At 66.7% G+C, this 22351-nt stretch carries 24 protein-coding genes; 9 read left to right on the top strand and 15 right to left on the bottom strand.

Translation table 11 applies throughout. The annotated features are described in order from the left end of the window. Positions 1-32 precede the first annotated feature (32 nt). Positions 33-1202 (top strand): PQQ-dependent sugar dehydrogenase, encoded by a 1170-nt coding sequence (locus tag ACZK29_RS01945; RefSeq protein WP_478446577.1) that lies wholly within the window; start codon positions 33-35, stop codon positions 1200-1202. 116 nt (positions 1203-1318) lie between these two features. Here ACZK29_RS01945 and ACZK29_RS01940 read toward each other — a convergent pair whose 3' ends face one another. The 4 genes from ACZK29_RS01940 to folB form a co-directional block, all read right to left on the bottom strand. After that, positions 1319-1864: a hypothetical protein gene (locus ACZK29_RS01940; RefSeq protein ID WP_478446576.1), complete on the bottom strand. Its 546-nt coding sequence runs from the start codon at positions 1862-1864 to the stop codon at positions 1319-1321. Between the two features lie 144 nt (positions 1865-2008). Continuing rightward, positions 2009-4183: a glycoside hydrolase family 3 N-terminal domain-containing protein gene (locus tag ACZK29_RS01935; RefSeq protein ID WP_478446575.1), complete on the bottom strand. Its 2175-nt coding sequence runs from the start codon at positions 4181-4183 to the stop codon at positions 2009-2011. Between the two features lie 128 nt (positions 4184-4311). Beyond that, a complete protein-coding gene (locus tag ACZK29_RS01930; RefSeq protein ID WP_478446574.1) occupies positions 4312-5583 on the bottom strand; it encodes a mechanosensitive ion channel family protein in 1272 nt (423 codons plus the stop codon). A gap of 58 nt (positions 5584-5641) precedes the next feature. Further along, positions 5642-5995 carry a dihydroneopterin aldolase gene (gene folB / locus ACZK29_RS01925; protein WP_049465349.1) on the bottom strand — a complete coding sequence of 118 codons (354 nt, stop codon included), beginning with the start codon at positions 5993-5995 and terminating at the stop codon, positions 5642-5644. A gap of 363 nt (positions 5996-6358) precedes the next feature. Here folB and ACZK29_RS01920 point away from each other — a divergent pair, with 363 nt between their 5' ends. After that, positions 6359-7018 (top strand): hypothetical protein, encoded by a 660-nt coding sequence (locus ACZK29_RS01920; protein ID WP_478446573.1) that lies wholly within the window; start codon positions 6359-6361, stop codon positions 7016-7018. Between the two features lie 33 nt (positions 7019-7051). Here ACZK29_RS01920 and tsaD read toward each other — a convergent pair whose 3' ends face one another. Then, the gene (tsaD, locus tag ACZK29_RS01915) at positions 7052-8077 is read right to left on the bottom strand and encodes a tRNA (adenosine(37)-N6)-threonylcarbamoyltransferase complex transferase subunit TsaD (RefSeq protein WP_049426946.1); all 1026 of its coding nucleotides are present in this window, start codon (positions 8075-8077) and stop codon (positions 7052-7054) included. 166 nt (positions 8078-8243) lie between these two features. On the opposite strand from tsaD, the gene rpsU reads away from it, so the two are divergent. From rpsU to ACZK29_RS01885, 6 genes are all read left to right on the top strand, one after another. Continuing rightward, positions 8244-8459, top strand: coding sequence for a 30S ribosomal protein S21 (gene rpsU / locus ACZK29_RS01910; protein WP_002808376.1), 216 nt, complete (start codon positions 8244-8246; stop codon positions 8457-8459). 133 nt (positions 8460-8592) lie between these two features. Further along, positions 8593-9036 (top strand): GatB/YqeY domain-containing protein, encoded by a 444-nt coding sequence (locus ACZK29_RS01905; RefSeq protein ID WP_478446572.1) that lies wholly within the window; start codon positions 8593-8595, stop codon positions 9034-9036. A 103-nt stretch (positions 9037-9139) separates the two neighbouring features. Further along, positions 9140-10084, top strand: a complete 945-nt coding sequence (locus ACZK29_RS01900; RefSeq protein WP_478446571.1) for a YihY/virulence factor BrkB family protein — start codon at positions 9140-9142, stop codon at positions 10082-10084. 62 nt (positions 10085-10146) lie between these two features. Further along, positions 10147-11889, top strand: a complete 1743-nt coding sequence (gene dnaG, locus ACZK29_RS01895; protein WP_106549716.1) for a DNA primase — start codon at positions 10147-10149, stop codon at positions 11887-11889. A gap of 29 nt (positions 11890-11918) precedes the next feature. Then, entirely contained in the window at positions 11919-12419 is a 501-nt protein-coding gene (locus ACZK29_RS01890) for a protein tyrosine phosphatase family protein (RefSeq protein ID WP_478446570.1), read from the top strand. Positions 12420-12447: 28 nt separating this feature from the next. Further along, positions 12448-13419 (top strand): bile acid:sodium symporter family protein, encoded by a 972-nt coding sequence (locus tag ACZK29_RS01885; RefSeq protein ID WP_106549714.1) that lies wholly within the window; start codon positions 12448-12450, stop codon positions 13417-13419. A 214-nt stretch (positions 13420-13633) separates the two neighbouring features. Here the strand turns inward: ACZK29_RS01885 and cyoE are convergent, their stop codons facing one another. From cyoE to ACZK29_RS01865, 4 genes are read right to left on the bottom strand one after another with little or no spacing between them, the layout of a single operon-like run. After that, complete coding sequence (cyoE, locus tag ACZK29_RS01880) at positions 13634-14527, bottom strand: heme o synthase (protein ID WP_005407798.1); 894 nt, start codon at positions 14525-14527, stop codon at positions 13634-13636. 4 nt (positions 14528-14531) lie between these two features. Beyond that, the gene (locus tag ACZK29_RS01875) at positions 14532-15695 is read right to left on the bottom strand and encodes a COX15/CtaA family protein (RefSeq protein WP_111204431.1); all 1164 of its coding nucleotides are present in this window, start codon (positions 15693-15695) and stop codon (positions 14532-14534) included. A 10-nt stretch (positions 15696-15705) separates the two neighbouring features. After that, the gene (locus ACZK29_RS01870; RefSeq protein ID WP_026347289.1) at positions 15706-16275 is read right to left on the bottom strand and encodes a hypothetical protein; all 570 of its coding nucleotides are present in this window, start codon (positions 16273-16275) and stop codon (positions 15706-15708) included. Positions 16276-16325: 50 nt separating this feature from the next. Beyond that, entirely contained in the window at positions 16326-17039 is a 714-nt protein-coding gene (locus tag ACZK29_RS01865; RefSeq protein ID WP_111204429.1) for an SURF1 family protein, read from the bottom strand. Positions 17040-17096: 57 nt separating this feature from the next. On the opposite strand from ACZK29_RS01865, the gene ACZK29_RS01860 reads away from it, so the two are divergent. After that, entirely contained in the window at positions 17097-17315 is a 219-nt protein-coding gene (locus ACZK29_RS01860) for a twin transmembrane helix small protein (protein WP_010484233.1), read from the top strand. A gap of 20 nt (positions 17316-17335) precedes the next feature. Here the strand turns inward: ACZK29_RS01860 and ACZK29_RS01855 are convergent, their stop codons facing one another. From ACZK29_RS01855 to ACZK29_RS01830, 6 genes are all read right to left on the bottom strand, one after another. Next, complete coding sequence (locus ACZK29_RS01855) at positions 17336-18211, bottom strand: cytochrome c oxidase subunit 3 (protein WP_005412024.1); 876 nt, start codon at positions 18209-18211, stop codon at positions 17336-17338. A gap of 13 nt (positions 18212-18224) precedes the next feature. Next, complete coding sequence (locus ACZK29_RS01850; protein ID WP_019336368.1) at positions 18225-18815, bottom strand: cytochrome c oxidase assembly protein; 591 nt, start codon at positions 18813-18815, stop codon at positions 18225-18227. After that, positions 18812-18991, bottom strand: coding sequence for a hypothetical protein (locus tag ACZK29_RS01845; protein WP_478446569.1), 180 nt, complete (start codon positions 18989-18991; stop codon positions 18812-18814). Before ACZK29_RS01845 ends, ACZK29_RS01850 begins: the two co-directional genes overlap by 4 nt. A gap of 149 nt (positions 18992-19140) precedes the next feature. Continuing rightward, on the bottom strand, positions 19141-20748 hold the full coding sequence (gene ctaD, locus ACZK29_RS01840) for a cytochrome c oxidase subunit I (RefSeq protein ID WP_005407790.1): 1608 nt from the start codon (positions 20746-20748) through the stop codon (positions 19141-19143). 59 nt (positions 20749-20807) lie between these two features. Then, the gene (gene coxB / locus ACZK29_RS01835; RefSeq protein ID WP_111204426.1) at positions 20808-21761 is read right to left on the bottom strand and encodes a cytochrome c oxidase subunit II; all 954 of its coding nucleotides are present in this window, start codon (positions 21759-21761) and stop codon (positions 20808-20810) included. 11 nt (positions 21762-21772) lie between these two features. Continuing rightward, positions 21773-22249: a DUF2244 domain-containing protein gene (locus tag ACZK29_RS01830; protein ID WP_111204425.1), complete on the bottom strand. Its 477-nt coding sequence runs from the start codon at positions 22247-22249 to the stop codon at positions 21773-21775. Between the last annotated feature and the right edge of the window lie 102 nt (positions 22250-22351).

The following is a 22351-nucleotide window of genomic DNA, read 5'->3' as shown; positions in this document are numbered from 1 at the left end:
CGGCCATCCGCATCCCCGCCCTGGAGATACCCATGACCCGCTCCCCCCTGCTGCTCGCCCTCGGCCTGGTGCCGATCCTCGCCACCTCTGCCTGCAATGCCGCCGACCCGGCCGCCAATGGCGCCCAGGCCGCCGCGCCCGCAGCCTCCACCGCCGTCGACCAGCGTCCGTTCACCGCCACTGAAGTCAGCCGTTTCGACCAGCCGTGGGCGATGACCTTCCTGCCCGATGGCAGCCTGCTGGTCACCGAAAAGCGCGGCAAGCTGCAGCACCTGGACCTGGCCAGCGGCCAGAAGCATGAGATCACCGGCGTTCCGAAGGTCGCTTACGGCGGCCAGGGCGGCTTCGGTGACGTGATCCTGCACCCGCAATTCGCGAGCAACCACGTGATCTACCTCAGCTATGCCGAGGAAGGCACGCTGGACACCCGCGGCGCTGCCGTGGCCCGTGCCACGCTGGCGCTGGATGCCAACGGTGCCGGCCAGCTGAAGGACCTGAAGGTGATCTGGCGGCAGAGCCCGAAGGTCAGCGGTGAGGGCCACTACGGCCATCGCCTCGCCTTCGGCCCGGACGGCAAGCTGTGGATCAGCTCCAGCGAGCGCCAGAAGTTCGATCCGGCGCAGGACATGGGCGGCAACCTCGGCAAGATCATCCGCCTCAACGATGATGGCAGCCTGCCCGCCGACAACCCGTTCGCCTCGCAGGGCGGCGTGGCCGCGCAGGTGTGGTCACTGGGCCACCGCAACATCCTCGGCATGGCCTTCGACGCCAACGGCAAGCTGTGGGCGCATGAAATGGGCCCGGCTGGCGGCGACGAACTGAACCTGATCGTGCGCGGTGCCAACTACGGTTACCCGATCGTCTCCAACGGCGACCACTACGACGGCCGTCCCATTCCCGACCACGATACCCGCCCGGAATTCGCCGCGCCCAAGGTGACCTGGACACCGGTGATCTCGCCGGCCGGCTTCGTGATCTACAGCGGCAGCCTGTTCCCGCAGTGGAAGGGCAGCGGCTTCATCGGTGGGCTGTCGTCGACCTCGCTGGTGCGCGTGGCCTTTGATGGCGACAGCGCGCGCGAAGCCGAACGCTTCAACATGGGCGAGCGCATCCGCGAAGTGGAACAGGGCCCGGATGGCGCCCTGTGGCTGCTGGAAGACGGCAGCAAGGCGCGCCTGCTGAAGCTCACCCCGAAGACCTGATGACCGGTAGTGCCGGCCGCTGGCCGGCACCTTGGATCCTTCATGCACCCTGCGGTTGCCGGCCAGCGGCCGGCACTACCCTTGCCAGACGGCCCCGCACGCGGGGCCGTCTGCGTTCACTGGATGGTGATGACCTTCACCTCGGTCTGCGTGCAGGCCTGGTCCAGGCACTGCCCGTTCAACCACACCTGGCCGCTGCCAATCATCACGCCCTGCTGGTTGACGAACACCTTGCCGAAGTCCTGCTCGGACACCGCCTTGACCACCGCCGGGGTGATGATCTTCTCGTAGTTGCGCTGGAACTCACCGGGGCCGGTGATCTTCTTTCCGTCTGCGATGTTCAGCGGGAAGCGCACTTCCTCCACCACGGCAGCGCGGTCACCACCGACCACGGCGGTCTTGAACGCGTTGAAGACCTTTTCGTACTGCGCTGCATCGCCAAGCAGCGACTCGATGCGCGCGCGAGCGTCTTCGGCGGGCGCTTCCGCTTCGGGCACGGCCGGTGCCGAAGCAGCGGGTTCAGTGGCAGATGCCGCAGGCGTTGCCGGGGCGCTGGCCTCCATCGGCGGCGGTGCATCCGCCGCAGGCTCGGCCGGTGGCGCCGCCGGCTGCGAACAGGCCGCCAGCAACAGGGCGGGAATCAGGTAGGCCATCCGGCGCATGCGCGCACTCCATCGAAACAGGGAGCCCGATGGTAGCGCCGGGCCACGCCCGGCGTGTTCGTGCAATGTGAGCGCAGCAACGCCGGGCATGGCCCGGCGCTACCGCTTGCACTAGATCCACGCCATGCGTGGATGGGGTCTCAATCAGTCCTTCAGCAGCTCGAACTGCACCGCTTCACCGGCGGCCGACGAGGCGCAGACCCACACGTCGAACACACCCGGCTCGGCACGCAGCACGCCATCGCGGCCGGTGAACGCCAGCTGCTCGCGGGTCAAAGTGAACACCACGTCGGTCGACTCGCCCGGCTGCAGTGCCACCTTGCGGAAGTCCTTCAGTTCACGCACCGGACGCACGCGGCTGGCCACGCGGTCATGGATGTACAGCTGCACCACTTCCTCGCCGGCCACGTCGCCGCTGTTGGTCAGCGTGGTGGTGAGGGTCAGGGTGTCATCCCAGCCGAGCTGCGCCGCACTCAGCTGCGGTACGCCGTAGGCGAAGGTGGTGTAGCCGATGCCGTGGCCGAACGGGTACAGCGGCTCGTTCGGAATCTCGCGCCAGCGTGCCTTGAACTCCGACATGGTCGGCAGTTCCGGGCGGCCGGTGCGCGGGTGGTTGTAGAAGTACGGCTGCTGGCCGGACACCTGCGGGAAGCTGACCGGCAGGCGGCCGGACGGGCTGTAGTCGCCGAACAGCACATCGGCCACGGCATGGCCGGTCTGCGTGCCCAGGTACCAGGTGACGGCCACCGCGTGCGCGTTGCGCACCGCGCCCTGCAGTGCCAGCGCACGGCCGTTGCGCAGCAGCACCACCAGCGGCTTGCCGGTCATCGCCACCGCCTCGGCCAGTGCCTGCTGGGCCGGCGGCAGGGTGATCTCCACGCGCGACTGCGCTTCACCGCTGTAGCGCTGCGGTTCGCCCAGCGCCAGCACCACCACGTCGGCGCGCAGCGCGGCGGCCACGGCCGCTTCGGTGCCGCCCGGAATCGCGGTTTCCAGATCACAGCCGGGCACGATCTCCAGCAGCGCTTCATCGCCGATGGCGGCACGCACACCGGTTTCCAGGTCGACATAGCGCTGCTTGTCGCCGAACAGGGTCCAGCAGCCTTCGATGTTCTCGCGGTCCTGCACGAACGGGCCGATCAGCGCGATCTTCTGCCCGTTCTTCTGCAGCGGCAGCACGTTGTCGCGGTTGTTCAGCAGCACGATCGAACGACGCGCGGCGTCGCGCGACAATTCGTCATGGGCGGCAATGTGCGAGGTATCGGCTTCGCGCGCCGGGTCCAGCGAACGGTACGGGTCGTCGAAGAGGCCGATGGTTTCCTTCAGCCACAGGATGCGGCGCACGCCTTCATCCAGCACCGCCATCGGCACTTCGCCGCTCTCGACCAGGCCCGGCAGGTGCTCGGCGTAGAAGCCGCTCTGCATGCTCAGGTCCAGGCCGGCGGTGAACGCCTTGGCGGTCGCATCGCGGTCGTCGGCGGCATAGCCGTGCGCCACCAGTTCCATGTCGGCGGTGTAGTCGGAGATCACCACGCCCGGGAACTTCCACTCACCGCGCAGGATGTCGGTCAGCAGTTCGGCATTGGCGCTGGCCGGCACGCCGTTGATGTCGTTGAACGAGGACATCACGGTGATCGCGCCGGCGTCGAAGGCGGCCTTGAACGGCGGCAGGTGCACGTCGCGCAGGGTCTGCGGCGAGATGTCCACCATGTTGTATTCCATGCCGGCCATCACCGCGCCATAGGCGGCGAAATGCTTGGGCGTGGCCAGCAGCGAATCGGCGGCGCGCAGGTCGTTGCCCTGGAAGCCGCGCACACGGGCGGCGGCGAACGCACAGCCCAGCACCACGTCCTCACCGGCACCTTCGGCGCCACGGCCCCAGCGCTGGTCGCGGGCGATATCCACGGCCGGTGCGTAGGTCCAGTGCAGGCCGGCGGCGGTGGCCTCGATGGCGGTGGCGCGGGCGGTGCGCTCGGCCAGGTCCGGCTCGAAGCTGGCGGCCTCGCCCAGCGGGATCGGGAACACGGTGCGCATGCCGTGGATGACGTCGGCGGCCAGGATCACCGGGATGCCCAGGCGGCTTTCCTCGGTGGCGACCTGCTGGATACGGCGGCCCAGTTCGGCGCCGACACCGTTGAACAGCGAGCCGACCTTGCCCTCGCGCACCTGCTGCAGCACCTGGTCGGCATTGCGCACGTTGGCTTCCGGGTTCACGTCCGGGGCGAACGGGCGGACCATGTCCGCGAAGACACCCAGCTGGCCGACCTTTTCCTCGACGGTCATCTGGGCAATGAGGGATTCGATGCGATCGGAGGCCACCAGCAGTCCTTGATGAAAACGTTTACAAGCCCGGCATTCTAGCGATCCGGAGCCATTTGGCGAGGGGTTTCGTCATTCAGTTTCAATCTCCAGCCGGATCCGTACGGTCCGGCCGGAGGCATCGCAGCTTACTCCGAGCCGGCCAGCTGGCGCTGCCCGGCCATCAACATGGCATCGCTGGAGGCCTGGAACACGCGCAGGCCGAAGGCCGGCAGGATCGCCAGCAGGTGGTCGAAGATGTCCGACTGCACCGCCTCGTACTCGCCCCAGGCGGTGCTGCGGGTGAAGCAGTACAGCTCCAGCGGCAGGCCCTCGGTGGTCGGCTGCAACTGCCGTACCAGCAGGGTCATGTCGGTATGGATGCCCGGGTGGCTGCGCAGGTAACGCTCCACATAGGCACGGAAGGTACCCAGGTTGGTCACCCGGCGGCTGTTGACCTCGGCCACGCCCTGCTCGCGCAGGCGCCCGTTCCACTGCCCCAGCTCCTGTTCCTTGTCCTGCAGGTAGTCGCGCAGCAGCGCGAACTGGCCGAGGAAGGCCAGGTCACCCTCATCCAGGAAGCCGACGCTGTGCTGGTCCAGGTACAGCGCGCGCTTGATGCGGCGGCCACCGGCTTCCTGCATGCCGCGCCAGTTCTTGAACGACTCGGTCACCAGCTTCTTGGTCGGGATGGTGGTGATGGTCTTGTCGAAGTTCTGCACGGTGACGGTGTGCAGCGCGATGTCGATGACATCACCGTCGGCGTTCTGGCTGGGCATCTCGATCCAGTCGCCGATGCGCACGCGGCCATCGCCGCTGATCTGCACGCTGGCCACCAGCGACAGGATGGTGTCCTGGAAGATCAGCATCAGCACTGCGGTGGCCGCGCCGAGGCCGGTGACCAGATAGCGCAGGTCGACACCCGCCAGGGTGGCAACGATCGACAGGCCGGCGATCACGAAGATGACGATCTTGGCGACCTGCAGGTAGCCCTTGATCGGCTTGTTGCGTGCTTCGGGGCGACGCTCATACAGGTCGTTGGCCGCATCCAGCGCATGCGAGATGGCCAGCACCACGGTCAGGATCGCCCAGGCCTGGCAGGCGCCGATGATGAAGCTCACCAGCCCCGGCGGCAGGTCCGGCACGATGCGGATGCCCGAGGCGATCACCTGGCTGGGCACCACATTGGACAGGCGCGAGATCACCCGCATCAGGTGGCTGCCGCGGCCGGTATCGGCACCCGGCAGGCGGCTGAGCAGGCGCCGCAGCCCGCGCAGCAGGATGCGCTTGGTGACCCAGTTGGCCAGGCCGGCGGCGATCAGCAGCGCCGTGATCATCAACGCCAGGTAGGCGCCGGGATAGGGTTCCAGTGTGTTCTGCAGCTTTTCCAGCCACTGTACCGCCACCACCGCGTCCACCATCCGTTGTCTCCTTGATTATTGTTGATGAGGTTGCCGGCCGGCGGCCGGGTTTACCGGGTCAGTCGCGCGTGCGTTCGATGATCACGCCCACCGCACGCGCGCCGCGCACCGCACCGGGCTTGCTCAGCTTCAGGCGCAGCCATTTCACCTCGAACTCGTCCAGCACGATCTGCGCGCAACGCTCGGCCAGCGTCTCGACCAGGCCGAACTCCGATTCACGCACGAACTGCTCCAGGCGCTTGCTCACCGCCTTGTAGTTCAGGGTGTGGGCGATGTCATCGGTAGCCGCGGGGCGACGGTTGTCGAAGCCCATTTCCAGGTCGAACACCAGGTCCTGGCGGATCCGTCGTTCCCAATCGTAGATACCGATCAGGGCGTCGATCGTCAGCCCCTCGATGAAAACCTTGTCCATTGCGGTTACCAGCCGGAATACAGCCACCATGGTAACGGCACGGCGGTGAGCCTGCCCGGAACGGGCGGTAGGCGTCCCACGTGGCGCGGGCCCGGAAAAGACAAAGGGCCCTGCTAGCGGGGCCCTTTGGTACTACCGTTTGTCCCCGGGGGGAGCTTTCTCAAGCCGCGAATCCCGGTGGCGCAGGTGCCCAGACTAGTCAGTGACCCAATGGCCGGTCAAGGCCAATCACGACAACGCAGATCCGCGTTCCCGCCCCGGCCGAAACGCGGGAAACAGCCCACGTACACAAGGATGTTTCATGATGGTGGCTGGCTCGGCCCCTCGGCAACATCCCTCTTCCCTTCACCAGCGCACATCACGATGGCTGCATACGATGCATTGAGGCGCGCGTTGTCGGCGGAGCGACTGTCGACCTACGAGAGAATCGCATCAACCTGCAGACCTGACGTCACTGCCGAGTCGCTGTACGTGTGGAACATGCGGATGTGCGGTGCGCTGATGATGCCGGTGCACCTGTGCGAAGTGGTTGTTCGCAACGCGGCGGCATCGGTACTGGCCCGACAACACGGTCCGCGATGGCCATGGAATGATGCCTTGCGACGCAGGCTGCCTGCCGCTTCATCCACCTCGGCGAGAAGCGCACTGGAGCAGGCCGCCCATCGCGCAACACAGACATCCGAGATCGTCGCCAACCTGCCGATGGTTTTCTGGCAGCAGCTCTTCACCTGCCGTTTCGACGCCACGCTGTGGATACCCGCACTTGGCCAGGTGCTGCGCCATGCGCCCGCGGCTCATCCCAGCGTCATCAGGAAGTCCATCCACGCCGACCTCGACCGCATCCGCCACCTGCGCAACCGCATCGCGCACCACGAACCCATCCTAGAACGAGACATCGGCGCTGACCTCGCCGCCATCGGGCGGCTGATCCATGCACGGTGCCCGCACACCCTGGGCTGGCTGCAGCGCCATGAGCGGGCGACGACCGTGCTGGCGGCGTCGCCGTTGGCAGGGCGTCGGTAATGCGTTCGCCGGGCGTGGCCCGGCGCTACCGGATCACACCGCCGGCAGGGTCGCCATGTCCCAACGCGGGGTCACGTCCACCTTCGGTGGGCTGTGCTGGCCGGCCTGCAGGCGCAGTGCGCCGGCGAAGGCGATCATCGCGCCGTTGTCGGTGCACAGTGCGGGACGCGGGAAGCAGGCACGGCCGCCGAGACGCTCGGCCATCTGCTGCAGGCGCGCGCGCAGGCGCTTGTTGGCGCCGACGCCGCCGGCCACCACGATCACATTGGTGCCGGCCGCTTCCAGCGCGCGCTCGCACTTGATCGACAGGGTCTCGACCACGGCATCTTCAAAGCCACGGGCGATGTCGGCGCGTGTCTGCTCGCTCTGGTCGCTGTCGCGCCAGGCCATCAGGACCTGGGTCTTCAGGCCGGAGAAGCTGAAATCCAGCCCGGGGCGGTCGGTCATCGGCCGCGCGAAGCGGTACGCGCCCGGCGTGCCCTGCTCGGCCAGCCTGGCCAGCTGCGGGCCACCCGGGTACGGCAGGCCCATCAGCTTGGCAGTCTTGTCGAAGGCCTCGCCTGCCGCATCGTCCAGGGTCTCGCCCAGCAGGCGGTACTGACCGATGGCGTCCACGGCCACCAGCTGGGTATGGCCGCCGGACACCAGCAGTGCCACGAACGGCGCTTCCGGCGGATCGTCTTCCATCAGCGGGGCCAGCAGGTGGCCTTCCATATGGTGTACGCCCACCGCCGGCACCTCCAGCGCCCAGGCCAGCGATCGGGCCACGCCGGCGCCCACCAGCAGCGCGCCGACCAGGCCGGGACCGGCCGTGTAGGCCACCCCGTCGATGTCGCCCACGCCGAGGCCGGCCTCGGCCAGGGTCTGGCGCACCAGCGGCAGCAGCTTGCGGACGTGGTCGCGGCTGGCCAGCTCGGGCACTACACCGCCATACTCGGCATGCAGGGCGATCTGGCTGTAGACCGCATGGGCGCGCAGGGCCGCGCTGCCGGCCAGGTCGGTGTCATACACCGCCACGCCGGTCTCATCACAGGAAGATTCGATGCCAAGGACTCGCATGCCTGCTATTATGACGCCCCTGCCGCCCCCTCGGGGGATGTGCAGATCTCACTGCTTTCGAACTTCCGGCCCGTATTCAGGGTTGGCCGCTTGCAGTTTGTCTATTCGCCGCTATAATGTGCGGCTCGCCGGGCGTGACCCGGTTCTACTGTGTCCCGGAGATTCCATGCCCAGCGTCAAAGTCCGCGAGAACGAGCCCTTCGAGTTTGCTCTTCGCCGCTTCAAGCGCACTTGCGAAAAGGCCGGTGTGCTGGCCGAAACCCGCAAGCGCGAGTTCTACGAAAAGCCGACCCAGGAGCGCAAGCGCAAGGCCGCCGCTGCTGTGAAGCGTCAGCTGCGCCGCTCGTCGCGCGACGTCACCAAGCGTCAGCGCCTGTACTGATCGGACGCATCTTCATTGCGGCAGGCTTGCCTGTCGCGATGGAGCCGAAGCCGGCACGCGCGAGCGTCGCCGGCTTTTTGCGTTTCCGGGTTCGGGCATCCGCCCCGCCCCACCTACCACCACGAGGTTCCTCATGAGCATGAAGCAGCAGCTCACCGACGACATGAAGGCCGCCATGAAGGCGGGCGAGAAGCACAAGCTGGGCGTGATCCGCCTGATCAACGCCGCCATCAAGCAGCGCGAAGTGGACGAGCGCATCGAACTGGACGATACCGCCGTGATCGCCGTGCTCGACAAGATGGTCAAGCAGCGCAAGGACTCGGTCAGCCAGTACGAAGCCGCCAACCGCGAAGACCTGGCCGAGATCGAGCGCGCCGAGATCGTGGTCATCGAAGCCTACCTGCCGGCCAAGATGGGCGAAGCCGAGATCGTGGCCGCCATCCAGGCCGCCGTTGCCGAGACCGGTGCTTCCGGCCCGGCCGACATGGGCAAGCTGATGGGTTCGCTGAAGCCCAAGCTCGCCGGCCAGGCCGACATGGGCCTGGTGTCCAAGCTGGTCAAGCAGCTGCTGGCGTAAGCCATTGCCGGGGTCGGATCCCTTTCGCATCGCGGAAGGGCTCTGACCCCATTGATGCACCCGCTTCACCGCTCCTTCGACCGCCGGCTGTTACAACACCCCCATGGTCGAGCAATCCAACGCCCCCACCGACACGCGTCGCCACGGTATTCCCGCACGGCTTCGCCACTATGCTGACCACCTGCAGGACAGCTTCCCGATGGCGGTCGCCAAGCGCTTCGTCGAAATCGACGTGCTGACCCAGGCCGCCTCGGTCTCCTTCTACGCCCTGCTGTCGATGGCACCGCTGCTGGTGCTGCTGCTGTGGCTGACCGCTTCGCTGTACCCACCGGCGCAGCAGACGCTGATCAGCCAGATCGGCTCGGTGGCCGGCAGCAGCGTGGCCAGCGTCGCCGACACCGTGCTGCACAACGCCAACAGCCAGCCCAGCGTCGGTTCGCTGGCCGGGCTGTGGAGCACGCTGCTGCTGTTCGTGGGTGCCACCGCCGTGTTCGCCCAGCTGCAGAACGCGCTGAACCGGATCTTCCATACCAGCGGCCAGCGCCTGGAAGGCGTCAAGGCCTGGCTGCGCAAGCGCGTGTTCTCCTTCGGCGTGGTGCTGGCACTGGGCTTCCTGCTGATCCTCTCGATGACCGCCACCACTGCACTGCAGGTGGTGTTCGCGCAGCTGCCCTCGGTGCTGCCGGCGATCGGCTACCTGACCTCGCTGCTGCTCTACACGCTGGCCTTCGCCTTCCTCTACCACTACCTGCCGGACCGCCGCGTGGCCTGGCGCCAGGCCTTCATCGGCGGCGCCATCACCTCGGTGCTGTTCACCCTGGGCCGCTACGGCATCGGCGTCTACATCGCCACCGTGGCACCGGGCAGCGCCTATGGCTCGATGGGCGCGCTGGTGATCGCACTGGTGTGGATCTACTACGCCACCGCCGTGTTCTTCGTCGGTGCGCTGATGACCGCAGTGATCGACGAGCGCCTGCATGCGCGGGCGCAGCTGACCAAGGCCGGGGTCGATGCGGAACAGGCCGGCCCGGACGTCGCCAGCGAGTAAACTAGGGGGAATCCGCCGCCCCCTGCTGCGCGCCCTGGCGGCCGCGCCCTGCCCTGTTGCCCATGGCCCGTATCCCCGACGCGTTCATCGACGATCTGCTCGCCCGCACCGACATTGTCGAGGTGGTGGGCAGCCGCGTGCCGTTGAAGCGCCAGGGCAAGGAGTACGCAGCGCGTTGCCCGTTCCATGACGAGCGCTCGGCCTCGTTCACGGTCTCGCCCACCAAGCAGTTCTATCACTGCTTCGGCTGTGGCGCGCACGGCACCGCGATCAGCTTCCTGATGAACTACGACCGCCTCGAGTTTCTCGACGCGGTGGATGAACTGGCCAAGCGCGCCGGCATGGAAGTGCCGCGCAACGAGAATCCGCGCAGCCCGCAGCAGCAGGACGACAGCCGCGAGCTGTACTCCGCTCTGGACGCCGCTACCAAGTTCTTCCAGAAGAACCTGGAAGGCAGCGAGAAGGCGCGCAGCTACCTCGACGGCCGCGGCGTGGACGAAGAGAACCGCGCACGCTTCCAGATCGGCTATGCGCCCGATGGGTACAGCGGGCTGCGCGATGCGCTGGGCAAGGACGAGCGGCGCATGAAACTGCTCGACCGCGCCGGCCTGTTCTCCAAGAACGACCGCGGCCACGTCTACGACAAGTTCCGCGACCGGGTGATGTTCCCGATCTTCGACCGCCGTGGCCGGGTGATCGCCTTCGGTGGCCGCGTGTTCGAGAAGGACGACGGCCCCAAGTACCTCAACTCGCCCGAGACCGCGCTGTTCCACAAGGGCCGCGAACTGTACGGCCTGTGGCAGGTGCGCCAGGCCAACCAGAAGATCGAGCGCTTGATCGTGGTCGAGGGTTACATGGACGTGGTCTCGCTGTTCCAGTTCGGCGTCACACAGGCGGTGGCGACGCTGGGCACGGCGACCACGCCGGACCATGCCGAGCTGTTGTTCCGCAACGCGCCGGACGTGTTCTTCTGCTTCGACGGCGACGCCGCCGGCCGCCGCGCCGGCTGGAAGGCGCTGGAGTCGGTGCTGCCGCGCATGAAGGATGGCCGCCAGGCCTTCTTCCTGTTCCTGCCCGATGGTGAGGACCCGGACACCATCGTGCGCAAGGAAGGCGCCGAGGCCTTCAACGAACGCCTGAAGCAGGCCACGCCGCTGTCGCAGTTCTTCTTCGACGAACTGACCCGCGAGATCAACCTGGGCACGCTGGATGGCAAGGCGCGCCTGGCCGAACGCGCAAAGCCGATGCTGGCGCAGATTCCCGACGGCGCCTTCGGCGACCTGATGAAGCAGCAGCTGGGCCAGCTGACCGGTCTGGGTGGTGGCAATGCTGCCGCCACGCGCGCGCCGATGCCACAGCGCCAGCCCTCGCGCACGATCCAGCCGGTGGCCAAGCGCAGCCTGGTGCGCGGCGCGATCGCCGTGCTGCTGCAACAGCCCTCGCTTGCCCTGACCCTGGGCGGCAAGCATCACTTCCAGGGCCTGCGTCTGCCCGGCGTGGAGCTGCTGCTGGAGCTGCTGGGGCTGGTTGAACAGCGCCCGGACATCAGCACCGGCGCCCTGCTGGAGCATTTCGATGGCCGCGAAGAACAGGCCTCGCTGCATACACTGGCGGCACAGACACTGCCCGGCACCGAGGCCAGCTGGACCCAGGAACTGCATGACGCGGTGGCCCAGCTGGAGAAACAGCTGCTGGTGCAACGTCTGGAGGAGTTGTTGGCAAAGCAGCGCCAGCAGGGTCTGGACGATACTGACAAATACGAACTGCGCGAGCTGCTGAAGGCCCGCGCCGGGCTGCGCCTGTAGAGGGGCAGAACGCTTTCACGGAGAGGACCATGCTGCTGCGCCTGACCTGCCTGCTGTTGTTGTCGCTCTGCCTGCCGCTGGCCGTCCTGGCCGCGGATACCCCGCTCAATGAAGTCCGCCCAGGCCTGTATGCCGGCGGCCAGCCCAGTGCCGCACAACTGCGCGAACTGGCCGCACAGGGCGTACGCACGGTGATCGACCTGCGCCAGCCTGGCGAGGACCGGGGTTTCGATGAAACCCACGTGGCCGAATCGCTGGGCCTGCGCTATGTGCGCATTCCGGTGGCCGGCGCCGAGGGATTGGATGCGGCCAATGTGCGCGCCGTGCATCAGGCCCTGCGGCAAAGCCAGGGACCGGTGCTGCTGCACTGCGCCTCCGGCAACCGTGCCGGTGCCGTGCTCGGCCTGGTCAATGCACGTTACGAACACGCCAGCCCGGAACATGCGCTGCAGCTCGGCCAGCGTGCCGGCCTGAAGTCGCTGGAAGCCGCCACCCGCCAGCGCCTGGCCACGCCATCCATTTCGCCCTGACTCCACCGCACCAAGGACTCTGCCCACCATGACCCGCTGGTGGTCGCGCCTGCGACCGGACAACTTCACCCTCGCCCTGCTGTGCACCGTCGGCCTGGCCTCCCTGCTGCCGATGAAGGGCGCCGCCGCCATCGTCCTCGACGATGTCACCACGGTCGCCATCGCGGCGTTGTTCTTCCTGCATGGCGCGCGCCTGCCGCGCGAGTCGATCATCGGCGGCATGCTGCACTGGCGGCTGCACCTGACCATCCTGGCCTGCACCTTCATCCTGTTCCCGCTGCTGGGGCTGATGTTCAAGCCGTTGTCGGGCTGGCTGCTGACGCCTGAGCTGTACCTGGGCGTGCTGTTCCTGTGCACCCTGCCGTCCACCGTGCAGTCGTCCATCGCGTTCACCTCGATGGCCCGCGGCAATGTGCCGGCCGCCGTATGCAGCGCCTCGCTGTCGAGCATCCTCGGCGTGTTCCTGACCCCGCTGCTTTTGACCGCGCTGGCCGGCACCTCCGGCGGCGTGCACGACCCGCTGCACGCGATCGGCGGCATCATGCTGCAGCTGCTGGTGCCGTTCGTGGCCGGCCACCTGCTCCGGCCGTGGATTGCCGGCTGGGTGGAGCGGCAGCGCGCGCTGTTGCGCTACACCGACCAGGCCACCATCCTGCTGGTGGTGTACTCAGCGTTCGGCGAGGCGGTCACCGAGGGCTTGTGGAGCAAGACGCCGCTGCTGTCGTTGCTGGCCGTGGCAGTGGTGGCCGCGGTGCTGCTGGGCATCGCCATGCCGCTGATCACCTTCATCGCCCGCCGCCTGCGCTTCAACCGCGAGGACGAGATCGCCATCGTGTTCTGCGGCTCGAAGAAGAGCCTGGCCACGGGCGTACCGATCGCCAAGGTGCTGTTCGCTGGTGGCAGCCTGGGCGCGATCGTGCTGCCGGTGATGATCTACCACCAGATCCAGCTGATCGTCTGCGGTGTGATCGCGCAGCGGTATGCGCGACGCAAGTCCTGACCCGACCTGGAAGACATCCACGCATGGCGTGGATCTACTGGACGCGCGGGCTGATGCGGGAAAACATCCACGCATGGCGTGGATCTACTGGACGCGCGGACTGATGCGGGAAAACATCCACGCATGGCGTGGATCTACTGTAGAGCCGAGCCCATGCTCGGCTGATGCCTGTGATCTGGAGTAGATCCACGCCATGCGTGGATGCACCAGCCCGTCACAACCAGGGCAGGATCCAGTGGTCGACCAGCAGGAAGGCGAACAGCGCCATCAGGTACACGATGGAGTAATAGAACATCTTCATCGAGAACAGTTCGTCCGGCGGGTTCAGCATGCGCCAGGCGTACCAGAGGAACACCGCGTTGAGCACGATCGCGCCGCCCAGGTAGAACGCGCCGCTCATGCCCACCAGGTACGGCAGCAGGCAGACCAGCGCCAGCACCACCGAATACACCATGATCTGCTTGCGGGTGTGCACCACGCCATGGGTCACCGGCAGCATCGGGATTTCCGCCTTGGCGTAGTCCTCGCGGCGGAAGATCGCCAGCGCCCAGAAGTGCGGCGGCGTCCAGATGAAGATGATCAGCACCAGCAGCGACGAGTACGCCCAGTCCGACGAGCCCTGCATGCCGGTCACCGCGGCCCAGCCCAGCATCGGCGGCATCGCGCCGGCCAGGCCGCCGATGACGATGTTCTGCGAGGTCGCACGCTTCAGGTACACGGTGTAGATCACCGCGTAGCCGATCAGCGAGGCGAAGGTCAGCACGGCGGTGATCAGGTTCACCCACAGCACCAGGATGGTCATCGACAGCACGATCAGCACGCCGGCGAACACCAGCACCTGCCACGGCTTGACCTTGCCCACCACCAGCGGACGCCACGAGGTGCGCGCCATCTGCGCATCGATGTGCGCATCCAGCAGTTGGTTGATGGCGGCGGCGGCCGATGCGGCCAGCCAGATGCCGAGGAAACCGAGCACGCCGGCGCGCACCTGCTCCCAGCTGGGCACGCCGGGGATGGCCAGGACCATGCCGACCAGGGCAGTGAAGACGATCAGGGCGACGACCTTGGGCTTGGTCAGGTCCCAGTACTGGCGATAATTGGAAAACATGCAATCAGTCCGGGGCACGCAGGCGGGCCAGCAGGCTGACCAGCACGAACAACAGGGCAACGGCCACGCCGTTGTGGGCCACCGCTACTTCCAGCGGCAGCGCCAGCTTCACATTGAGGATGCCGAGGGTGACCTGCAGCACCAGCAGCACGATCAGCGCACTGGCCCAGCCACGCATGCTCGGCAGGCGGAACAGGCGAACGCCCAGCCACAGCAGGTAGACGGCCACCACCACCGCGAACAGGCGGTGCGCCATCTGGATGGCGATACGCGAAGCGCCATCCAGCACGCCGCCTTCGTAATCCACGCCGATGCCGCGCCACAGGGTGAAGCCCTCGACGAAGTTGTGCTGCGGCCACCACTGGTTGGCGCAGCGCGGGAAGTTGTCCAGCGAGGCGCTGCCGCCGCCGCAGGCCAGCGCCGCGTAGTTGGCGCTGACCCAACCACCCAGCGCGATCTGGGTGACCAGCACGGCCACGCCGATCCGCAGCAGCCACTTCAGCTTCGGCGCCTCGGCCAGGGTGATCGGCATGTGCGTGGCGCGCCAGGCCATCCACACCAGCAACGCGAACATCAGCATGCCGCCCAGCAGGTGGCCCATCACCACGATGGGTTTCAGCAGCAGGGTGACCGTCCACATGCCCAGCAGGGCCTGGAAGATCACCACCGCCAGGGTCAGCAGGGCAGCGCGCGCCAGGTCGATGTTGCTCCAGCGCAGCGCGGCGATCAGCAGGATCGCCTCGCCTATCAGCGCCAAGGCGCTGGCGGTGCCATGCCAGCCCATCATGTACAGCGGTATGCCGGCGGCCACCAGCACGCAGGCGGTCACCACCGCCGTGCTTCCGAATCGCCGCCTGCGCGTGGCCAGCAGCGCCAGGGTCAGGATCTCGATGCCCAGCGCGCCGGCCAGGAAGCGGTGCACCTGCTCACGCCAGGCCTTGTGGGTTTCCAGCGGGCGGATCTCCGCCGCCGGGTGGCCGATGGTTTCTTCCACGTGCTGCGGCCAGGTGGCCTGCCCATAGCAGGTGGGCCAGTCCGGGCAGCTCAGCCCGGCATCGGACAGGCGCACGAAGGCGCCGAACATGATCGTGCTCGCGGTCATGATCATGGCGAACCACGCCAGGCGGTGGAAATTGCGGTGCAGCGCCGGACGCGCGGAAAGGCTCATCAAACGGGACTCACTTCAGTTTCAGCAACGTGGCCATGTCCTTGCGCAGGCCCCCCAGGTCACTGCCGGGGGCATGGCGCATGATCACGAAGCCGTTCGGATCGATCACGTAGACCGGCAGGCCAGCCGGATCGTCGACGCCGGGCAGGGCCGCGCGCAGTGCTGGCGACGGTGCCAGCGGCCGCAGCGCGGGCAGCGAGGCGATCGACGCCGGTGGCGTTCCCAGCCACAGGATTTCGACATTATCGGCGTTATGGCCGAACAGCTGCCACACCTTGCCCAGTCCCTGCGACAAAGTGACGCACTGCGCGTCGCAGACTCCGGCCGGCGCCACCAGCAGGCGCCAGGTACGGGCCTCGGGATTCCACGGATAAGGCTGGCCGCTGGCCAGGGTCGGCGCCTGCTGGCGCAGGTCCACCGGCGGCTTCAGCAGCTGGCCGGCATTGCGGTGCCCGGTCGGTTGCCAGCCAGAGAAGCGCAGCACGGCAGCCAGTGCCATCGCCCCGAAGAACACGGCAAACAGCAGCACCAGGGTCCGGCGGCCGGAGCCGCGCGCCTGCGGGGACGTAGCAGTGTTCATGCGGGGCATTTTCTCATGGTTGGGTGAGGGATGCCGGCCAGCGGCCGGTACTACCGGGCAACACGTCGCCTGCGCCACTCCAGCACCAGCGCCACCACCAGCACGGTCAGGGCCAGCCCAAACCACTGCACGGCGTAACCCAGGTGACGCTGCGGCGGCAAGGTGTTCGGCAGCAGGTCCAGGTCGCGCTCGTCACCGAAGGGCAATGAAGGGTCCAGGCGCAGTACACGATCGGGAAGTGACTGCACCCCCAGCGCGCGGGCCAGGCCTTCGGCCGGCAACCGGCTGGCCAGCCAGCGGTCCGCTTCCCCCGTGGCGGAGAACGCCGGGCCCAGTGCCAGTCCCGCCGACGGCGGCGGTGCCAGCAACCCACGCACGGCCACCGGTGAAGGCGGCGCCGGCACATCCGGCAACGTGCGATCCGGCGGCAGCGCACGCCAGCCGAGATCGACCAGCAGCACGCTGCCCTCGTCACTGCGGAACGGGCGATAGATCTTCACCCCGGCGCGGCCATGCCGGGTCTGGTTGTCGAGCAGCACCACGCCGGGCAGGAAGCGACCGTGATCGGCCACGCCGTGCAACGCACCGGGCGCTGCCAGCGCCTGCGCCAACGACAGTACCTGCGCTGCGGCTGGACCCTGTGCATCCAACATTGCCTGTTTGGCATGCATGCGCTGCAGCTGCCACAGCCCCAATGCGGTGAAACCGGCCATTACCAGCACCGCCAGCAGCCATCCGAGCACGCGCGTGTGCTGGCGCATCATGACAAGTCCACGCAAACGCGGTCAGATAGGCACATCCACCCTGCCCTCGAGCCGCGCATGAGTGATTCGCTGAAGACCCTGCTGGTAATCGCGTTTCTGATCGTCATCGTCTGGAATCTGGGCGCCGGCCTGTATTACCTGCTGGTCGACCGCGGCCAGACCAAGCGCACGGTCAACGCACTGACACGCCGCATCGGGGTGTCGGTGGCCTTGATCGTACTGGTGATCGTGAGCATCTACATGGGCTGGATCAAACCGCACGGCATCGGCGGCTGAGGCCACCGATGCGTGCGCGGTCAAAGCACGTAGACGAACATGAAGAGCATCAGCCACACCACGTCGACGAAGTGCCAGTACCACGCGGCGGCTTCGAAGCCGAAATGGTTGTCGCGGGTGAAGTGTCCCTTGGCCGAACGCAGCCACATCACGATCAGCATGATCGTGCCCAGCAGCACGTGCGCGCCGTGGAAGCCGGTCAGCATGAAGAACGTCGAACCATAGATGCCCGAGCCGAGCGTCAGGTTCAGTTCCTTGTAGGCGTGGATGTACTCCTCCGCCTGCAGGGTCAGGAAGCCGAGGCCGAGCACCACGGTCAGGCCCAGCCAGATCAGCAGCTGGCGGCGGTTGCCGGCCTTCAGTGCATGGTGGGCGATGGTCAGGGTCACGCCGGAGGTGAGCAGGATCAGCGTGTTGATCAGCGGCAGGCCCCAGGCCGGAATGGTCTGGAACGCACCGCCGATCGCCGCCGGGCCATTGGTCGGCCATCCTGCCGAATAGCCCTGCCAGAGCAGTTCGTTGGTCATCACCCCGCGGCCTTCGCCGCTGAGCCACGACAGGCCCAGGTTGCGGGTGTAGAACAGCGCGCCGAAGAAGGCGCCGAAGAACATCACCTCGGAGAAGATGAACCAGATCATCCCCATCCGGAACGAGCCATCGACCTGGTGGTTGTAGTTGCCGGCCTGCGATTCGCGCACCACGTCGCTGAACCACCAGAACAGGGTCAGCACCAGCATCGCGATGCCGATGTAGAACGTCCAGCGTCCCCAGCTGGCATCGTTGAGCCAGCTGGCCACGCCCACCATGGTCACCATCATCGCGATGGAACCCACGAACGGCCATTTGCTCTGGGCCGGGACGAAGTACACGTTGGCGTCGGTCGGTGTCTGGGCCATGTCGGTATCCGGGTCAGGGTGCGGCGTGCGCGCCTTCCGAGGTGGCGGCCGGAGCCAGCCGATCGGACAACGCGTCGTTGCGGTAGAAGGTGTAGGACAAGGTGATCGTCCTGATCTCCGGCGGCAGGTCCGGATCGACGATGAAACGCACCGGCATGTCGCGCTTCTCGCCAGCCTGCAGCGTCTGCGCGGTGAAACAGAAACATTCGGTCTTGCTGAAGAAGCCCGAGGCACGCGCCGGCGCCACCGAAGGCACCGCACTGCCGACCACCGCCTGCTGGCTGTCGTTGCGGGCGAAGTACAACGCTTCGTTGAGCTCGCCCGGCACCACGTCCATGGTCAGCTGTTCGGGATGGAACGACCACGGCAGGCGCGAGTTGACGCCGCCATCGAATTCCACCCGTACGGTGCGCTTGCCTGACGCCGCACCCGCACTGGCTTCGCTGCCGGGGCCGCGCTCCAGTCGCACGCCGAACACCTTCTCGCAGGCGATGCGATACAGCGGCACCAGCGAGAACGTCAGCAGGAACACCGCCACCGCCACGCCGATCAGGCGCGGCAGCCCGGCGCTGCGTGAGGTCGCGGTGGCCGGTGCGTCGCTCATCGGCCGATCACCCCGCTGAGGATGAAACCGACGTAGACCAGCACCGCGATGGCGCCGACCCACAGGGCGGTGCGCCTGGCGCGCTGGCGTTGCTGTTCGATGACTTGGCGTTGGGCTTCGGTCTGGCTTTGGCTTTGGTTTTGGCTTTGGTAGAGCCGACTGTTAGTCGGCTGCACTTCGCGAGTCGACTGACAGTCGACTCTACCTGTCGGCTGCACTTCGCGAGTCGACTGACAGTCGACTCTACCTGTCGGCTGCACCTGGCGAGTCGACTGACAGTCGACTCTACCGATCGGGAGTGGGCTCTCGTTATGCATGCCCCACCTCAATGCGTGATGTCGTCATGCGCCAGATCCCCCGGGCGGATGGTCGGCGGCGTGGTGAAGGTGTGCGCCGGTGCCGGCGACGGCAGCGTCCACTCCAGCCCGCGTGCACCCTCCCAGCTACGTGCTTCGGCTTTCTCTCCATTGCGCAGCGACGACAGCAGGATCGCGGCCATCATGAACGGCGTGACGAACATGCCGAACGCACCGATCGAGCTGATCAGGTTCCAGTCGGCAAACGCCACGCTGTAATCGGGAATGCGGCGCGGCATGCCGGCCAGGCCGAGGAAGTGCTGCGGGAAGAACAGCAGGTTCACGAACACGATCGACCACCAGAAGTGCACCTTGGCCCACTTCTCGCTGTACATGCGCCCGGTCCACTTCGGCCACCAGTAGTACACCGCGGCGATCAGTGCGAACACCGCGCCGGTCACCAGCACGTAGTGGAAGTGGGCCACCACGAAGTAGGTGTCGTGGTACTGGAAGTCCGCCGCCACGATCGCCAGCATCAGGCCGGAGAAGCCGCCAATGGTGAACAGGATGACGAAGGCCACCGACCACAGCATCGGCGCCTCGAACGTGAGCGAACCGCGCCACATCGTGCTGACCCAGTTGAACACCTTCACGCCGGTCGGGATCGAGATCAGCATGGTGGCGAACATGAAGTAGATCTCGCCACCCAGCGGCATGCCCACGGTGAACATGTGGTGGGCCCAGACGATGAACGACAGGAACGCGATCGCGGCGGTGGCATACACCATCGCCTGGTAGCCGAACAGCGGCTTGCGGCTGAAGGTCGGGATGATCTCGCTGACCACGCCGAAGGCGGGCAGGATCATGATATAGACCTCGGGATGCCCGAAGAACCAGAAGATGTGCTGGTACATCACCGGGTCACCGCCACCGGCGGCGTTGAAGAAGCTGGTGCCGAAGAACTTGTCGGTCAGCAGCATGGTCACCGCGCCGGCCAGCACCGGCATCACCGCGATCAGCAGGAACGCGGTGATCAGCCAGGCCCAGCAGAAGATCGGCATCTTCAGCAGGTCGATGCCCGGCGCGCGCATGTTGAGCACGGTGGCGATGATGTTGATCGCGCCCATGATCGAACTGATGCCGGCCACATGGATGGCGAACACGCTGAAGGCGACGTTGTAGCCACCCTGCAGCGACAGCGGCGGGTACAGGGTCCAGCCACCGGCCGGTGCACCACCGGGCAGGAACAGGGTCAGCAGCAGCAGGCTGAAGGCCACCGGCAGCAGCCAGAACGACCAGTTGTTCATGCGCGGCAGCGCCATGTCCGGCGCGCCGATCTGCAGCGGGATCATCCAGTTGGCCAGGCCGACGAAGGCCGGCATCACACCGCCGAAGATCATCACCAGCGCATGCACGGTGGTCATCTGGTTGAAGAACTCGGGCTTGACGAACTGCAGGCCCGGCTGCGCCAGCTCGGCGCGGATCACCACGCTCATCGCCGCACCGATGATGAACATGATGAAGCTGAAACCCAGGTACAGCGTGCCGATGTCCTTGTGGTTGGTCGAGAAGAACCAACGCTCGAAGAAGCTCTGGTGGTGATGGTGATCGTCGTGCCCAACTGCCGAGTGCGCCATTGCAAAACACCTCTCAGAATCGGTTGTCACCACGGCCGCGAGCGGCCGCGGGCTTTACATCACGCGCCGCTGGCTGCGGTGGCAGGTGCGCTGCCGGCTTCGGCGGCCGCCGGTGCTGCCGGTGCTTCGCTCGCAGGTGCAGCCGGTTCTGCAGGTGCCGCAGGGGAAGCAGGCTCGGCCGGCGGTGCAGGCTTGCGCTGCGCCAGCCACTGCTTGAAGTCTTCCTTGGACACCGCCTCGACCACGATCGGCATGAAGCCGTGGTCCTTGCCGCACAGCTCGGCGCACTGCCCGCGGTACACACCGGGCTGCTCGATGCTGGTCCAGGCTTCATTGATGAAACCGGGGATGGCGTCCTGCTTCCAGCCCAGCGCCGGCACCCACCAGGCGTGGATCACGTCGTCGGAAGTGATGACGAAACGCACCTTCGTATCGACCGGCAGCACCAGCCGGTTGTCGACGTCCAGCAGGTAGTGCGGATGGCTCTCGCGGGTCGGCACGATGCCGCTCTGCCGCACCCGATCCGACTCGCGGTCCAGGCGGCTGGTGAAGGTGACGTTCTCGCCGAGGTATTCGTACTTCCACATCCACTGGTAGCCGGTGACCTTCACCGTCATCTCGGCATCGCGGGTGTCGTACATCTTGATCAGGTTGGCCGTGGCCGGCCATGCCATCACGATCAGGATGATCACCGGGATCACCGTCCAGATGATCTCGGCCTTGGTGTTGTGGCTGAAGGTAGCGGCGACCGCGCCCTTGGATTTGCGGAACTTGAAAATGGCGTAGGCCATCGCCCCGAACACGATGACGCCGATCACCGTGCAGATGATCAACGAGAGGTTGTTCGATTCCCAGGCCAGGCGCGAGGTCTGGGTCACCCCCTTGCCCATGTTCAGCTGCCACGGCTTGGGATCGGCCGCCTGGGCCCAGGCCAACGCCGGAACCAGTCCCCCGGCCACCATGGCGGCGACCGCTGCAACGCACTTCGTGCCCCACCTGCTGCTTTGCTTCATTGCCTAGACCCTTAGCGTCGTCGGTTGCCGCCATCGCTGGCGGCGAGCAAGCTTTCAAGTGTCTCTGCAAGCGTCTGACGTTCGGCCGGCGCGAGGAAACTCCCCACCTCCACCTGCCGGCCGCTGGATGCCAGCCGGACCCTCTCATCGTCGGTGAGCAGGCGCACCCAGTGGGGGTGGGCCCGGAACACCGGCGATCCACCGGGTACGGGGATGACCTCCACGTACGCCGGCACTACCCGGATCTCCTCCTGCCGTTCACCGCTGCGCCACAAGGCACGCAGCGCCGCCGCCAGCACCAGGCTGTACAGCAGCGCGAACAGGGGGGCGAATGCATTGCCGGCCAACCACCCGAGGGCGGACACCAGCCACATCGCACCGGCCAACACGGTGAACAACAGGATGAACTGCCGGGCATCGAGCGCCCGTGGGGGACGCAGCCGCAGCTGCGTACCTGACCCATCCGGAGCTGGAAGCACCTCGATCATGTCGCAACCGCGTTCCTGCCGCGGGAAACGTCTCGATGGTAGCCCCGCCCTCTCGCCGGTAGCAAGGGTGCATTCACACTTTTTCAGATGCTGCAACACAGC

It is taken from the genome of Stenotrophomonas sp. 89682_Sma, from assembly GCF_056481405.1.
Note: the sequence above shows the minus strand (reverse complement) of the source record. Positions and strands in the feature narration are given on the sequence as shown.